This window comes from Bradyrhizobium sp. SRS-191, assembly GCF_024586915.1.
Lineage (GTDB): Bacteria > Pseudomonadota > Alphaproteobacteria > Rhizobiales > Xanthobacteraceae > Bradyrhizobium.
Genome location: NZ_JANBVS010000001.1, coordinates 499200 through 514352, shown reverse-complemented (window position 1 = coordinate 514352; position 15153 = coordinate 499200). Strand labels below are relative to the sequence as shown.

Genomic DNA, 15153 nt, shown 5'->3' with positions numbered 1-15153 from the left:
TTTGCCAGACCGGCTTCCTAGCCTTGCGGCTCGGCGCTGCGAAGAGCGTGCTCGATGGCCTTGCTCAGCGTCTCCAGCTGAAACGGCTTCTGCAGGGCAGGCCGGTCGCGATATTCCTCGGGCAGCCCGGATGAGCCATATCCGGTCGCGAAGATGAAGGGGCGGTTGCGGGCCTTGATGAGATCGGCCACCGGCGAGATCACCTTGCCGTTGACGTTGACGTCGAGGATCGCGACGTCGAAATAGGTGCTCTCGGCCAGCTTCATCGCCTCGCCGATCTCGCCGGCCTCGGCCGCAACGGTGTAGCCGAGCTCCTCGAGCATGTCGGCCACCATCATCCTGATCATGACTTCGTCTTCAACCAGAAACACAGAGCCGCGTGGCGGCCGCGGTGCAGTCATGATGTCAGTCCTTGCCCATACTCAATTTGACGCTCGCAAATAACCGCTCGCAGCGCAACGTCAACAACGTCGTCCTTGGCACGTCGTCTCCGCGCAGCGTGGGCAAAATCGTCCCGCAAGGTGAACGAAGTCGGTTGCCGCTGGTTCCTTGGTCGGAATGGTTTTGTGTCAGCAATCGCGATCTTTCCCCCGTAGTCACCGCGGTGTGCGGAAATTCGCTGCGCAACAGGCTGGTGATGATCTAAATTGGTGCAGGCGAACAACCGAAACGGCGATGCCCCCGACACCTCCGCCCGAAAAGATGATGTTTCAGCTGACCCTGCGGCGACGCGGGATCAGCGACCAGGCCGTGTTGCGCGCGATGGAGGAGGTGCCGCGGGAGGAGTTCGTGCTGCCGGCCGACCGGCCCGACGCCTACCGCGACAGCGCCATGGCGATCGCCTGCGGGCAGACCATCAGCCAGCCCTTCGTGGTCGCCTATATGACTGAGCAGCTCAAGCTGCAGAAGACCCACCGCGTGCTCGAGATCGGGACCGGCTCGGGGTACCAGGCTGCCGTACTGTCCCGGCTCACCGCCAACGTGCTGACGGTGGAGCGATTCCGGACCTTGGCCGACAAGGCGCGGGAGCGGCTGGAGAAGCTGAACTGCTTCAACGTCGAGGTCCTGCTCGGGGATGGCTACGCGCTGCCATCAGGCGCCGGCCAGTTCGACCGCATCATCGTGACCGCGGCGATGGACGAAATTCCCCAGAGCCTGCTCGACCGGCTGGAGCCCGACGGTATCCTGATCGCACCGGTGGGGCCCGCCCACGGTGTGCAGACCCTCGTGAAGGTGACGCGAAGCGGCGATCATTTCGAACGAAAAGAGCTCGTCGACGTGCGATTTGTGCCGGCAATTCCGGGGATTGCGCGCGAACTTTAAACGAGCGGATCAGCAAGTCCGCCAACGCTTTATTCGCGGCTTAAGCGCTTATTTACCGCGGCTGTGTTTACTCGAATTCGTTGTTTGTTGCGTACGAGTGAGTAACCATGCCCGCTACCGTCGAGTTGCTTCGCTCGCGCCGCCTGCCGCAGGTTGCGGCGCTGGCGCTGATGTCGTTCGGCGTCGCCGGCTGCAGCGCCGACATGTCGACGCGGCTGTCCCAGACGCAAAATCCCTTTTCGAACCCGTTTGCCTCCGATTCCACCGGATCGGTGCCGGCGCAGCCGGCTCGGCAGCATCAGCAATATAGCCAGCAGCCATACACTCCGGCGCCCGCGCCAGCGCCGGCCTATTCGTCCTCGGCCTTGCCGCCGCCCGTGGTCGGTGCGCCGCAGTCTTATCCGTCCGGCGGTGGCGCCGGAGGCGTATCCGGAGGCGGGCGCGGCGTGGCATCGTATGCGCCGCCGGCACCCGTTCCGCCAGCGCCAGCACCGCAGGCCTATGCCCAGCCGGCGCGTTCCTATGCGCCGCCGGCGCAGCCGCAGCTCGAGACCACCGGCGCCGTGCCGCCGCGCTCGGTCGCGGCCGCGCGTCCTGCCGGCGGTACCAAGATCATCGTCGGCACCAGTGATACGCTCGACATCCTCGCCAAGCGCTATCGCGTGACCCCGGCCGAAATCCTCGCGGCCAATGGCTACAAGGGGCCGCGCGCGCTGTCGCCCGGCCAGCAGTTGATCATCCCGCATCCGGGAGCAGGGGTCGTCGCCGCTGCTCCGGCAGCGCAGCCCGTCGCCGCCGCGGCGCCGATGGTTGCGCCGAAGCCGGTTGCGGTGGCTGCGCCCGCGGCGCCGTCCACGGTGCATTTCGTCAACCGCGGCGAAACGCTCGCCAGCATCGCGCGCCAGAATCACGTCACGGCGGCGGAGCTCGCCCGCGCCAACAATCTCGATCAGGCTTCACCCTTGAAGCTCGGTGCCAGGCTGACCGTCCCTGGCAGGCCCGCAGCGGTTGCTGCTGCGCCCGTGGCTCCGGTCGCAACCGTTCCCCAGGCGGTTGCGACCGTGCCGGCCCCGCTGCCGACCACGCGGGTGGCCGCTGCCGGCCCCGTGCAGAGTGCCCGTCTGGCTCAGGCCAATCCGGCACCCGAGAAGGAAGAGGAGCCGGCGCGTCCGGCCGAGACCACCAGCTCGCTGCCGACCTTCCGCTGGCCGGCGCGCGGCAAGGTGATCACGAGCTACGGCGCCAAGACCAACGGCAAGTCCAATGACGGCATCAACATCGCCGTGCCCGAGGGCACGCCGGTGAAGGCCGCCGAGGATGGCGTCGTGGCTTACGCCGGCAACGAGTTGAAGGGTTATGGCAATCTGGTCCTGGTGCGGCATTCCAACGGCTACGTCACCGCATATGCCCATGCGAGTGAGCTGATGGTGAAGCGCGGTGATCCGATCAAGCGCGGCCAGGTCATTGCCAAGTCGGGTCAATCGGGAGAAGTCGGATCGCCGCAGCTCCACTTCGAGATCCGCAAGGGATCGTCGCCGGTTGACCCGCTGCAATTCCTCAACGGGGCGTAAGGCGTCGACGCCCCTTGTCCTAAAATTCGAGGGCTCGCCCATCGGCGAGCCCTTTTTCGTTTGCGCGCGATGTTGCCGCAATGACGGAGTTTGAGGCGGCCTGATTGCCATATGCTCGCTGGTCATCGCCTGCGACAGCGGGCGATCCAGTCGACACCGGCTTCTTGAGTCTCACGACCGCCTCGGCGTACTGGATGCCCCGCCTGCGCGGGGCATGACCAAGAGAGGATGAGGCGGGCGCAGTTCGCGCCGTTACTTCGCGCTCAGCCGCACGCCGAGACGACCGGCGAGATCCTGCGTGAACTGCCAGGCGACGCGGCCGGAGCGGGAGCCGCGCGTCGTCGACCATTCCAGCGCCTCGCGCTGCAGCTCGTCCTCGTCGACTGCAATGCCGAAATGGCTGCAATAGCCCCGGACCATCGCCAGATATTCGTCCTGGCTGCAGCGGTGGAAGCCGAGCCACAGGCCGAAGCGGTCGGACAGCGAGACCTTTTCCTCGACGGCCTCGCCCGGGTTGATCGCGGTCGAGCGCTCGTTCTCGATCATATCGCGCGCCAGCAGATGGCGGCGGTTCGAGGTCGCGTAGAGAATGACGTTCTCGGGACGGCCCTCGATGCCGCCTTCGAGCACGGCCTTGAGCGACTTGTAGGACGCGTCATTGCCGTCGAACGACAGGTCGTCGCAGAACACGATGAAGTGGAACGGCGCGGCGCGCAGGATGTCCATCAGCGCCGGCAGGCTCTCGATGTCCTCGCGGTGAATCTCGATCAGCTTCAGCCGGTCGGCCGGCTGCCGCGCAACGTTGATGTTGGCGTGCGCGGCCTTCACCAGCGACGACTTGCCCATGCCGCGCGCGCCCCACAACAGGGCGTTGTTGGCGGGCAGGCCGTTGGCGAAGCGCTCGGTGTTCTCGATCAGGATGTCGCGCATCCGGTCGATGCCCTTGAGCAGGTCGATCTCGACGCGGCTGACGCGCGGCACCGTCGAGAGCCGGCCGTCCGGATGCCAGACGAACGCGTCGGCTGCATTCCAGTCCAGCGCCGGCTTGGCACGCGTTTGAGTTGCCGCCAGATGCGCTGCAATCGCTTCCAGCGCGCAGGCGATCCGCTCGGGCGTTTCGTCGGGCGCGGGGCCGGCGGGACGTTTTGCCGCGACCTTCGAGGGCCGTCGCAGCGCGGGCGCGGAGCCTTTTGCGGCGGGTTTGGGAGCTGCTTTGGCGGCGGGGCGGGGCGGGGCTTTGGCTGGTTTTTTCGACATCTGCAAGTTCCTGATGGGGCAGCCATATCGGGCTGCGCCCGCCGCCGCAAGCGGGGCGAAATCGCGGGGCCGTGCGCCTTGCTATTGGGACCGCGGCCGCTATATTCCGCGCGAAATTCGCAAGAGGCCGGCCCGCGCCAACAGAATGCGTGGTTCGCCGGCTATTTCCGTCTCACCGGGCACTGGCCCACGAGGATCGACCGCATGCTGATTACCCCCGCCTATGCCCAGGCCGCCGGTGCTGGTGGCGACACCAACAGCATGCTGATGTCGCTGCTGCCGTTCGCGCTGATCTTCGTGATCATGTACTTCCTGATCCTGCGGCCGCAGCAGAAGAAGGTCAAAGAGCACGCCGATCTCGTCAAGAACGTCCGCCGCGGCGACACGATCGTCACGCAGGGCGGCCTGGTCGGCAAGGTCACCAAGGTCGTCGATGACGACCAGGTCGAGTTCGAGATCGCCGATGGCGTCCGCGTCCGGCAGATGCGCCAGATGATCACGGGCGTGCGCACCAAGGGCGAGCCCGCCAAGGCGGACGCAAAGGACGACAAGAAGGACGAGAAGGCCGCGAGCTGATCGTTGCCCGGCCGGCGCACAGGCGGCCTTCGCCTGATCTGATGTTCTGATTTCCCCGGGCCGGCTTTCGGCCCTTACGGACACCTCTCATGTTGTATTTCACGCGGTGGAAGGCGCTGGGCATCATTTTCACGGCGCTCGTGGTGTGCCTGTGCGCGGTGCCCAACTTCTTCCCCGAAGCGACGGTCAAGACCTGGCCCGCCTGGGCGCAGCGTCACATCGTTCTCGGTCTCGACCTGCAGGGCGGCTCGTATCTGCTGCTCGAGGTCGACTCCAACTACGTCAAGAAGGAGCGGCTCGATGCCGTGCGCGACGACGTTCGCCGCACGCTGCGCGATGCCAAGATCGGCTACACCGGATTGGCGAGCAAGGGCGACGGCGTCGAGGTCCGCATCACCAAGGACTCCGACGTTTCGACCGCGCTGTCCAAGCTGCGTGATCTCTCCCAGCCGCTCGGCGGCCTCCTCGGCTCCAGCGGCCAGCGCAGCCTCGAGGTCAGCGATGCCGGCAACAGCCTGATCCGCCTGACGATCCCGCAGGCCGCGATCACCGAGCGCGTCCGCCAGACCATCGAGCAGTCGATCCAGATTGTGGAGCGCCGCATCAACGAGCTCGGCACTGTCGAACCCGTGATTCAGCGCCAGGGCACCGACCGCATCCTGGTGCAGGTGCCGGGCTTGCAGGATCCGACCGAGCTCAAGAACCTGCTCGGCAAGACCGCCAAGATGGAATTCCGCATGGTCGACACCACGGTGTCGCCTGAGCAGGCGCTGCAGGGTCGGGTGCCGCCGGACTCCGAAGTGCTGCAGAGCGCCACGTCTCCCAACCAGCCCTATGTCGTAAAGAAGCAGGTGCTGGTGTCGGGCGGTGATCTCTCGGACGCCCAGACCGGCTTCGATCAGCGCACCAACGAGCCGATCGTCTCCTTCCGCTTTAATTCGGCCGGCGCCCGCAAATTTGCGCAGGCCACGACCGAGAACGTCAACCTGCCTTTCGCGATCGTGCTCGATAACAAGGTGATCTCGGCGCCCGTGATCCGCGAGCCGATCACCGGCGGCTCGGGCCAGATCTCCGGCAATTTCACTGTGCAGTCTGCCAACGAGCTGGCGATCCTGCTGCGTGCTGGCGCGCTGCCGGCGCCGCTCACGGTGATCGAGGAACGCACCGTCGGCCCGGGTCTCGGCGCCGATTCGATCGCCAAGGGCGAGCTCGCCTCCTATGTCGGCTCGATCCTGGTCATCGTGTTCATGCTGGTGACCTACCGGCTGTTCGGTGTGTTCGCCAACATCGCCGTGGTCGTGAACGTTGCGATGATATTCGGCGTGCTGTCGCTGCTGAACGCCACGCTGACCTTGCCGGGCATCGCCGGCATCGTTCTGACGGTCGGCATTGCGGTGGACTCGAACGTGCTGATCTATGAGCGCATCCGCGAGGAGCTGCGCGGCGGCCGTAACGCGATCTCGGCGATCGATGCCGGCTTCAAGCGCGCGCTGGCGACCATTCTCGACTCCAACATCACCACCTTCATTGCCGCCGCCGTGCTGTTCTACATCGGCACCGGCCCGGTGCGCGGCTTCGCCGTGACGCTCGGCATCGGCATCCTCACCACGGTCTTCACCGCCTTCACGCTCACCCGCCTCATCGTGGCGGCATGGGTGCGGTGGAAGCGGCCGCAAAGCGTGCCAATCTAGGAGCTAAAGTGACACACTGGGTTCTCATCGGGCTTGGCATCCTGATCGCGGTGCTGACGGTGGTCAGCGCGCTCGGCCTGCTGCCGTCGCTGCGCATCGTTCCCGACGACACGCATTTCGACTTCACGCAGTTTCGCCGCATCAGCTTCCCGATCTCGGCGGCGCTGTCGATCCTGGCGATCGTGCTGTTCTTCACGCATGGCCTGAATCTGGGTATCGACTTCCGCGGCGGCAGCTTGCTCGAGGTGCGGGCCAAATCGGGTCCCGCCGACATTGCGGGGATGCGCGCTAAACTGTCGACGCTTGGCCTCGGCGAGGTGCAGTTGCAGCAGTTCGGCGGTCCCGAGGGCGTGCTGATCCGTGTCGCCGAGCAGCCCGGCGGCGACATCGCGCAGCAGGAAGCTGCCAACAAGGTGAAGGCTGCGATCGGCGATTCCGTCGAATATCGTCGCGTCGAGGTGGTTGGTCCGCGCGTGTCCGGCGAGTTCCTGGCCGTCGGCATGCTCGGCCTCATGCTCGCGATCGTCTCGATCCTGATCTATCTCTGGTTCCGCTTCGAGTGGCAGTTCGCGCTCGGCGCCATGATCGCCAACGTCCACGACATCGTGCTGACGATCGGCTTCATGTCGATCAGCCAGGTCGATTTCGACCTGACCAGCATCGCGGCACTGCTGACGATTCTCGGCTATTCGCTCAACGACACCGTCGTCATCTACGACCGTATCCGCGAGATGCTCAGGCGCTACAAGAAGATGCCGATGCCGCAGCTGCTCAACGAGTCGATCAATTCGACCTTGTCGCGCTCGATCATCACCCACGTCACGGTGACGCTGGCGCTGCTGGCGCTGCTCCTCTTCGGCGGCCCGGCGATCCACAGCTTCACCGCGGTCATGATGTTCGGCGTCGTGCTGGTCGGCACCTACACCTCGATCTTCATCGCGTCTCCCATCCTGATTTATCTCGGCGTGCATGCGATGCGTGCCGAGGCGCAGGACGACAAGCCGGCGGCGAAGAAGAAAACCCCGTGATTCGAAGGATGCTTGCCTTTGGATCATATCCAGAGGCAGCAGGTTGATCTCGGACATGGCCACTGCGAACGACACACCACACTTTCCGCGGTCCGCACCGATCGACGGCTACGGCAAAGGCGGCTTCGCCTTCGCCGACATGTCGCATCGCGGCTCGCTGCTTTGCCTGCCGGATTCGATCTGGGCCTGGGACGTCATCCAGCCGAGCCAGATCGACCGCTATTCCTTGCAGCGCGTGTTCGATGCGGCCAACAAGATCGACACGCTGATCGTCGGGACCGGAAATGAAGTCTGGATCCCGCCGGCGCCGCTGCGCGCGGCGTTGCGCGGCGTATCCGTCGTGCTCGACGCCATGCAGACAGGCCCTGCCATCCGCACCTACAACGTCATGATCGGCGAGCGGCGGCGGGTCGCCGCAGCGCTGATCGCGGTGCCATGAGCGAGGCCGCCGCCAGCACCAGCGATGCCGCGTTCTGTGCAAGCCTGGTCCGCGAGCACGATTTCGACCGCTATGCCTCGACGCTGTTCGTCACGCCGGAGATTCGGCGTGCCTTGCTGTCGCTTTATGCGTTCAATGTCGAGGTGAGCCGGATCCGCGATCTGGTCACGCAGCCGCTGCCGGGCGAGGTTCGCCTGCAATGGTGGCGCGACTCATTGACGGGCCTTGAGCACGGCGGCGTCGAAGGCAATCCCGTCGCTGCCGAGCTGCTGCTGACGGTGCAGCGCTTTGCTCTCCCGGTCGATCGGCTGACGCGTCTGGTGGATGAGCATCAGTTCGACCTCTACAACGACCCGATGCCGACCATGGCGGCCCTCGATGCGTATCTCAGTGATACAAGCGGGACACTGTTTGCGTTGGCTGGACGTATCGCGGCCGGGGCCTTCGAGAACATCGACCATCTTGCCCACCACGCCGGCGTCGCGCTCGGCCTGCTGCAGGTGATCGCGTCCCTGCCGCGGGATGCCGCTCACCGGCAGATCTATGTGCCGCTGGATCTCCTCGCGCGCCATGGCGTCGGTCAGGAGGAGGTCTTTGCAGCCAAGGCTACGCCGGCCATCCAGGCCATGCTGACCGATCTGCGTGGTCAGGCGTTGCAGCATCTCGATCACACGCTGGAACTGGCGGGCCAGGCGCCGCCAGCGGTGCGGCCCGCTCTGTTGCCGCTTGCGCTCGTCCGTCTCGATCTCGCGCGGGGCGCTCCAGATCCGTTCCGGCCACAGCCCCGCTCGCATCTGGCGACGCTCTGGACCTTGTGGCGCGCGGCCAGATCGGCCACCTTTCGCGCGCGCTGATGCGTTTGCCGCCTCAGGCGGTCGGCATCGCGTTCCAGAGCGGCGGGCTGTGCAGCAGCCTCGGCATGTCCGGTGCCTCGTGACGATGGATCGTGCAGCGTGTGTCCCACACGACGAGATCACCGCCGCGGCAGGTGTGGGCCCAACTGAATTCAGGCCGTTCGGCAAGCTGCCAGAGGTCGTCGAGCAGCGCGTCCGATTCGTCCTGCTCGAGGCCGACGACATAGGAATGACGGCGCTGGCCGAGCGCCAGCAGCGAGCGGCCGGTGTCGGCGTGAAGGCCTACCAGCGGATGCACCGGACCCGCGACGATGGTGCGGCGGCCGTCATCAGCCATGTCGATCGTGCGGTGACGAACCTTCAGATGAGCGACGCGGCTGCGCAGCGTCGGCGATAGCGCGTTATATGCGGCGTACAGGCTGCAAAAGGACAGGCTGTCGCCGAGCATCGTGCCATAGGACGTGTAGTGGAGATCCGCATGGCCGAAGCGCCGGCTGAACGCGGCGATGTCGCGCTCGGTGAGACGCTGGCCGCGCACGAGCAGCACCTGATGCTTGAGCAGCGCGCGCATGAAGGAGGCGAACGCCCAGTCGTCGAAGGATCGGAGGTCGACATTGCAGACCTCGGCACCGAGCGCCTTTCCGGTCGGGAGCACCTGGACGAGGCTGCTTTCGGCGTTTCGCGCAACGTTGCTTCTGTGACTCACTTGCGTCGTCTCCCAAGTTTCACCAGCACAGCCAATCAACCATTGTAATTTGTCGGGGTTGTTTCGGCTCGGAGGCAATTCGCGGAAGGATCGCGGCACGATCTGCCGATTGTCGGCACACTCTGCCGCTCTGAGTCAGAAGTTGGACGCTTCAAGGCGGCGCGCGACGAAATATGCAGCAAGCTGCAAGTCGTTCGCAGGCAATGTGCCGCTCAGGCAGGCGTCGCCGTTGCACGAACGAATCAGCGGGGACGTTGTGTTCCCTTGATCTGAGTCCGGTGCATGATTCGCCTCGCATGATCGTCGAACGGATCGCGCCGGTGCATCGTGCTACGATTGTCCCAAATGACGAGATCGCCAACCTTCCAGACATGCTCCCAAGCGAATTCCGGTCGCATGACGTAGGTCCAGAGTTCGTCGAGCAGCGCTTCCGACTCGGCGAGTTCCAGTCCGACCAGATACGCGTTGCGCCGCCGGCCGAGATAGAGCATCTGCCGGCCGGACTCGGGATGCGTGCAGACCAGCGGATGGACAGCGCCGGGCGACGTGCGAGGATCATCCGTCGGCGTCACGCCTTGGCGTACGAAGCCGCCACTGTTGTAGGTGCCGTCGTGCTTGATCTTCAGGTCTGCGATGCGACGCTTCAAATCAGCGGGCAGCGCGTCGTACACCGCGTACATGCTGCAGAACGAGGTATTGCCGCCGACGGGCGGAATCTCCAGCGCATAGAGCGCGCTCGCGATCGGCGGCGTGTCGAGATAGGACATGTCGGTGTGCCACACCGCTTCTCCGGCGCCGAGACTGCCGATCGCCTCGCCGTTCACCTTCACGTTCGAGACGATGTAGATTTCAGGCAGGCCGTCGACGAAGCGGCGGCCGTTTTCCTGGATCGGTGCGAAATCCAGGTCCCCGAATCGGCGGCTGAAGGCGATCAGGTCCTGGTCGGTCAGGCTTTGCCCGCGCACCAGAAGCACAGAATGGTCGTGGAAGGCGCCGAGCAGGGTCGTGAACGCCTGATCGTCGAGATGCCGCAGATCGACGTTGCGGATCTCGGCGCCGAGTTGCGCGCCGGTCGGGATGATCTCGAGCGATGAAGGCTGAGTGGCTGGGTGCACGCGGGCTTCAACGTTCATGGCCAATCCTCCCGACCGATTGTGCGGCCCACGATAGACTACCGCGGCCATTCTTCGAAGTCTCGTCCGCTCACGTCGACGGCAGCTTGAGCTCTGCCTCGAAATTGAATCGGTCGCGCAGGTTCTTCCGCGAGTCCAGGATGTCCTTGAGGAAGGCGCGATCGCTGTCGCTCGTGATCATCGGCTCGATCAGGTCGATCTGGTTCATCGCGACCAGCTGCAGCAATTCGGTGCGTGGCCGGCCCTGGGCGTCGCGCGGCAGGGCGTGAACGACCTGGATGTGCTCCGGCGGCTTCGGCCCCTTCGCGGAGGTCAGCTCGTTCTGCAACTGAGTTTCAAGTGCAGGTCGTTCCGCCTCAACGAAGGCATAGAGACCAACCCCAGTGCGGCGATCGGCAAACGCAACGATGGCAGCGTCGCGCACGTCCGGGTTCTTGCGGATCATCTCCATCAGCACCGGCGCGTCATTGACGAGGCGCCGTCCGCCGCCCTCGCGGTCGGTGAAGTTGAAGATGCCGCGGGTAATCGCACGGTAGACCTTCTTGCCGGTCATCAGCCAGACGCGCGCGAACAGCGATTTGCGCGCCAGGATCTTGCGCTCCCTGGGCGTCAGCGCTTCCGGCGCGTAGGTGCGCTTGTGCTTGAGGAGGTGACGCAGATCCTCATAGGCCGCGATCCGGAACAAGCGGCTGCGGCTTTCGAAGCATGCCGCAAGCTGGAAGTCGGTCACGTAGCAATGGCCGTCATGGCCGACCAGCCAGTTCTGCTCCTTGGCGAGATCGTTGTGCGTAATTCCCGCGCGGTGCAGCCGGCGCATCATCCGCTTGGCCGAGCGGAAATAGGCGACGTTGCCATTCGGCTTGGCGAGATGCAGCGCCACGCCATTGATGAAGCCGCGCACCAGCGCGCGATCCCCGGCCCACAACAGGTCGGGGCCGGCGTTGAGGCCCTTGGCCCGCGTTAGCGCCTTGCGCTCCCTCGCGAACAGATGACGCGCCAGCACGAACGACCACCACGGCACCTCGTCGAGCCGGCGCAGCACGGCGTCGACCTCGCCGGTCTCGCTCTTGAAGCGGCCGCGCTCGACGGTCGAGAACACGTCGCGCTTGAGCAGCACGCCTTCGCTCCAGCGCGCCGCCAGCAAGGCGGAATCAGTCTTCGGCAAACTCATCGCAGCCTCACGCAGCCGCCGCGACACGCAGATGCTCGGCGATCCAGCGGTCGAGATCCGCCAGCGCGCGAGCGCTCATCGCCTGCTTCTTGGCCACCGTCTTCTCGTTGCCCTTGAGCCGCGTGCCGTCGGGCTTCTTGGTCGGAGCCACCGCCAGCGGCGGAAACAGGCCGAAATTGATGTTCATCGGCTGGAACGAGCGCGTCGCGCCGTCGATCGTCTCGATGTGCCCGCCGGTGATGTGGCCGAGCAGGGCGCCGAGCGCTGACGTCGCCGGCGGTGCGGCGAGACTTGCACCGCGTGCCTCGGCCGCGGCGTAGAGGCCGGCGATGAGGCCGATGCTCGCCGACTCCACATATCCCTCGCAGCCCGTCATCTGGCCGGCGAAGCGTAGCCGCGGTTGCGCACGCAGGCGCAGCTGCTGGTCGAGCAGCTGCGGCGAGTTGAGGAAGGTGTTGCGGTGCAGGCCGCCGAGCCGCGCGAACTCCGCGTTCTCCAGGCCGGGAATGGTGCGGAAGATCTGCTGCTGCGGGCCATACTTCAGCTTCGTCTGGAAGCCGACCATGTTGTAGAGCGTGCCGAGCTTGTTGTCCTGGCGCAGCTGCACGATCGCGTAGGCCTTCACGGTCGGATTGTGCGGGTTGGTCAGGCCGACGGGCTTCATCGGACCATGCCGCAGCGTCTCATGGCCGCGCTCGGCCATCACCTCGATCGGCAGGCAGCCATCGAAGTAGGGCGTGTTGGTCTCCCACTCCTTGAAGTCGGTCTTCTCGCCGGCGAGCAGCGCCGCAACGAACGCGTCGTACTGCTCCCTGGTCATCGGGCAGTTGATGTAGTCGGCGCCGGTGCCGCCGGGACCAACCTTGTCGTAACGCGATTGGAACCAGGCCTGGGACATGTCGATCGTGTCCTTGTGCACGATCGGCGCGATGGCGTCGAAGAAGGCGAGCGCGCTCTCGTCGGTGAGGCCGCGGATCGCCTCGGCGAGCGGCTGCGAGGTGAGCGGGCCCGTGGCGATGATGACGTTGGTCCATTCGTCGGGCGGCAGGCCGGTGACCTCGCCACGACGCAGTTCGATGCGGGGATGGGCCTCCAGGGCGCTTGCAACGGCCGCCGAGAAGCCGTCGCGGTCGACGGCCAGTGCACCACCCGCCGGGACCTGGTTGGCGTCGGCGGCCCGCATGATCAGCGAGCCGAGCCGGCGCATTTCGGCATGCAGCAGCCCGACGGCATTGTTGGCGGCATCGTCGGAGCGGAAGGAATTCGAGCACACGAGCTCCGCAGGCGTCGCGGTGCGGTGCGCCTCGGTCATGCGGTCCGGCCGCATCTCATGCAGCACCACGTCGATGCCGGCCTCGGCGAGCTGCCAAGCGGCTTCGGAGCCGGCAAGGCCGGCGCCGACAACGTGGACGGTATTCGAAGGTGATTTGGTCCCGGTCATGCGCGGGACAGGTAGCGCTTTTCCGGAGCGCTGCAAATGCGCCAAGTGGGCTTGCCCAAGAGAAACCCGAGGGCTGTGGCGCTTTGCGCAAGCGCCCAAAAACGGCAACGCCCGCAGCGAGGCGGGCGATGTCCGGTCGATATCGGAAGGTGGCTGATCAGCCGTTGTAGTGACCAGCGGCAACGCGCGGAATGTCCGAACGGTCGAGACCGATGTCGGCGAGCTCGCGATCGCTGAGCTGCGACAGCTCGGCAACGTTGCGCTGATACTCACGGAACGCCTGAACCATGCGGATGAGCGAGAGCAACATGAGAAATCTCCTTTAGTTCGCGATTCAGTTCTTCGTTGGAACCTCATCCTTGAAATGAACATAGAAGAGATTGTTGCGATGCAGAAGCGCTGATGTTGCGATGCAGCTAAACCGTCGGCGCATAGCTTGAGTAACGCTTGGGTAAGAATCGGGCAGGGCCGCCCAGCGGTTGAGCGAGTGGCAAAAAGGCCCGTAATCATGCGGCTTTTCGATCGCTTGTTTGATTTGATCGATCGAGGAGGCTCGGGACCCGGGAGGTCGCCGCACCTGCCAGCGGTGCGTGCCCGTCGCCTCGTGCCCCACCTTTGAATGCATGGGTGAATGCCGATGAACAATAATTCACTTTTTGTGCGATGCCCTTCGAACGAAAGTTCGCGATCACGCCGTACTCGCAGGGATTTCATTTCGCGAGACTCCCGGCATGGTGCGACAAAGTGTCGCGGTGATCGGCGATGATGCCGACGCCGCCGCACAGCGAGGAAGAACAATGAACAGCAAACTGTTGGGGGCCGCGCTCGTCACTGCGGCAGTTGTTGCGATTGGACCGGTTCAGGCGGCGAGGATGCACGGCGCCGGCTGCAGCGGGGCCAATCTGGAAAAGACCGAGACGGCGATCGAGGCGATGGCCGATGGCGATGCCCGTTGGGAAGCCCAGAAAGAGATCTCGGCTGCGCAAGACGCGCTGCTCGCCGGCAAGATGGGGGCCTGCAGCATGCATCTGACCAAGGCGATGCATGTCGGGATGATCAAGTAACTGCTGCATCTATCCCATGACCCAAGGACCGGCCGGTCGCATCCCGCGATCGGCCGTCTCTTTGTCCGACCCTATGGCGCACGCGCCAGCTGGGTCGCGAAGGTCGCGATCGTCCGCGCATAGACCTCGCTCTTGTTCCACTGCTGGATGACCGCGAAATTGGGACTGCCGGGCTCCCAATCCTTGCCCTTCTGCCAGCCATAGCCCTTCAGATAGTTGGCCGTGGAAGCGAGCACGTCGGGCGCGCTGCGGATCAGGTCGCGCTTGCCATTGCCGTCGAAATCGACCGCGTATTTGATCCAGGATGACGGCATGAACTGCGTCTGCCCGATCTCGCCGGCCCAGGCGCCGCGCATGTCGGCCGGCTGGAGATCGCCGCGATCGACGATGCGCAGCGCCTCGAGCAGCTCGCCGCGAAATTGCTCGGCGCGGCGGCAGTCATAGGCCAGCGTTGCGAGCGCGCGGATGGTGGGGAACTTGCCGACGTTGACGCCGAAATCGGTCTCGAGTCCCCAGATCGCGACCAGCACCTCGCCGGGCACGCCATAGGCCTGCTCGATCCGCGACAGCACCGAGCCGTATTGCTTCATCATGTTGGAGCCGCGGGTCAGGCGCGGCGGCACCATGCGGCCGGAGAACTCCTCGAAGGTCTGGCTGAACACCTTCTGGCTCTTGTCGCGGCTGAGCACGCTCTGGTCGGGTGTGATGCCGGTCAGCGCAGTGTTGATCGCATTCTGCGAGATCCCTTTGGCCGTCGCTTCGGTCTTGAACTCGCTGAGCCAGGCATCGAAGTTGCCGCTGCCACAGGGCACGGCGGCGCTGGCGGGCGAGGAGAGGGTGAGCAGGGCGGCGAGGCAGGCAAAAGCGGAGGTCGTCAGAACGCGAGCAATCATCGAAAC

General features: G+C 65.1%; 17 protein-coding genes. 9 read left to right on the top strand and 8 right to left on the bottom strand.

Annotated features, from left to right (window positions below):
* Positions 1-17: 17 nt before the first annotated feature.
* Positions 18-401 carry a response regulator gene (locus tag NLR35_RS02490; RefSeq protein WP_006614340.1) on the bottom strand — a complete coding sequence of 128 codons (384 nt, stop codon included), beginning with the start codon at positions 399-401 and terminating at the stop codon, positions 18-20.
* An 11-nt stretch (positions 402-412) separates the two neighbouring features.
* On the opposite strand from NLR35_RS02490, the gene NLR35_RS02485 reads away from it, so the two are divergent.
* From NLR35_RS02485 to NLR35_RS02475, 3 genes are all read left to right on the top strand, one after another.
* Entirely contained in the window at positions 413-646 is a 234-nt protein-coding gene (locus NLR35_RS02485; protein WP_257164966.1) for a hypothetical protein, read from the top strand.
* 29 nt (positions 647-675) lie between these two features.
* A complete protein-coding gene (locus NLR35_RS02480) occupies positions 676-1323 on the top strand; it encodes a protein-L-isoaspartate(D-aspartate) O-methyltransferase (protein ID WP_257164965.1) in 648 nt (215 codons plus the stop codon).
* A gap of 107 nt (positions 1324-1430) precedes the next feature.
* Positions 1431-2894 carry a LysM peptidoglycan-binding domain-containing M23 family metallopeptidase gene (locus tag NLR35_RS02475; protein ID WP_257164964.1) on the top strand — a complete coding sequence of 488 codons (1464 nt, stop codon included), beginning with the start codon at positions 1431-1433 and terminating at the stop codon, positions 2892-2894.
* Positions 2895-3146: 252 nt separating this feature from the next.
* On the opposite strand, the gene NLR35_RS02470 is transcribed toward NLR35_RS02475, so the two are convergent.
* On the bottom strand, positions 3147-4151 hold the full coding sequence (locus NLR35_RS02470) for an ATP-binding protein (protein ID WP_257164963.1): 1005 nt from the start codon (positions 4149-4151) through the stop codon (positions 3147-3149).
* Between the two features lie 204 nt (positions 4152-4355).
* Here NLR35_RS02470 and yajC point away from each other — a divergent pair, with 204 nt between their 5' ends.
* The 5 genes from yajC (at position 4356) to NLR35_RS02445 (ending at position 8739) form a co-directional block, all read left to right on the top strand.
* Complete coding sequence (gene yajC, locus NLR35_RS02465) at positions 4356-4727, top strand: preprotein translocase subunit YajC (RefSeq protein WP_257164962.1); 372 nt, start codon at positions 4356-4358, stop codon at positions 4725-4727.
* Between the two features lie 89 nt (positions 4728-4816).
* A complete protein-coding gene (gene secD / locus NLR35_RS02460; protein ID WP_257164961.1) occupies positions 4817-6418 on the top strand; it encodes a protein translocase subunit SecD in 1602 nt (533 codons plus the stop codon).
* A gap of 8 nt (positions 6419-6426) precedes the next feature.
* Positions 6427-7446: a protein translocase subunit SecF gene (gene secF, locus NLR35_RS02455; protein WP_257164960.1), complete on the top strand. Its 1020-nt coding sequence runs from the start codon at positions 6427-6429 to the stop codon at positions 7444-7446.
* Between the two features lie 55 nt (positions 7447-7501).
* Positions 7502-7885 carry an Mth938-like domain-containing protein gene (locus tag NLR35_RS02450; RefSeq protein WP_257164959.1) on the top strand — a complete coding sequence of 128 codons (384 nt, stop codon included), beginning with the start codon at positions 7502-7504 and terminating at the stop codon, positions 7883-7885.
* Complete coding sequence (locus NLR35_RS02445) at positions 7882-8739, top strand: phytoene/squalene synthase family protein (protein WP_257164958.1); 858 nt, start codon at positions 7882-7884, stop codon at positions 8737-8739. Before NLR35_RS02450 ends, NLR35_RS02445 begins: the two co-directional genes overlap by 4 nt.
* Before the next feature lie 13 nt (positions 8740-8752).
* On the opposite strand, the gene NLR35_RS02440 is transcribed toward NLR35_RS02445, so the two are convergent.
* The 5 genes from NLR35_RS02440 to NLR35_RS02420 form a co-directional block, all read right to left on the bottom strand.
* Positions 8753-9445: a TauD/TfdA family dioxygenase gene (locus tag NLR35_RS02440; protein WP_257164957.1), complete on the bottom strand. Its 693-nt coding sequence runs from the start codon at positions 9443-9445 to the stop codon at positions 8753-8755.
* Between the two features lie 242 nt (positions 9446-9687).
* The gene (locus NLR35_RS02435; protein ID WP_257164956.1) at positions 9688-10578 is read right to left on the bottom strand and encodes a TauD/TfdA family dioxygenase; all 891 of its coding nucleotides are present in this window, start codon (positions 10576-10578) and stop codon (positions 9688-9690) included.
* A gap of 70 nt (positions 10579-10648) precedes the next feature.
* Positions 10649-11749, bottom strand: coding sequence for a serine/threonine protein kinase (locus tag NLR35_RS02430; protein ID WP_257164955.1), 1101 nt, complete (start codon positions 11747-11749; stop codon positions 10649-10651).
* Positions 11750-11756: 7 nt separating this feature from the next.
* On the bottom strand, positions 11757-13190 hold the full coding sequence (gene trmFO / locus NLR35_RS02425; protein ID WP_257164954.1) for a methylenetetrahydrofolate--tRNA-(uracil(54)-C(5))-methyltransferase (FADH(2)-oxidizing) TrmFO: 1434 nt from the start codon (positions 13188-13190) through the stop codon (positions 11757-11759).
* 157 nt (positions 13191-13347) lie between these two features.
* The gene (locus NLR35_RS02420) at positions 13348-13500 is read right to left on the bottom strand and encodes a DUF1127 domain-containing protein (RefSeq protein ID WP_006614327.1); all 153 of its coding nucleotides are present in this window, start codon (positions 13498-13500) and stop codon (positions 13348-13350) included.
* A 487-nt stretch (positions 13501-13987) separates the two neighbouring features.
* On the opposite strand from NLR35_RS02420, the gene NLR35_RS02415 reads away from it, so the two are divergent.
* Positions 13988-14254 carry a hypothetical protein gene (locus NLR35_RS02415; protein WP_257165228.1) on the top strand — a complete coding sequence of 89 codons (267 nt, stop codon included), beginning with the start codon at positions 13988-13990 and terminating at the stop codon, positions 14252-14254.
* Positions 14255-14325: 71 nt separating this feature from the next.
* On the opposite strand, the gene NLR35_RS02410 is transcribed toward NLR35_RS02415, so the two are convergent.
* Positions 14326-15147 carry a lytic transglycosylase domain-containing protein gene (locus NLR35_RS02410; protein WP_257164953.1) on the bottom strand — a complete coding sequence of 274 codons (822 nt, stop codon included), beginning with the start codon at positions 15145-15147 and terminating at the stop codon, positions 14326-14328.
* Between the last annotated feature and the right edge of the window lie 6 nt (positions 15148-15153).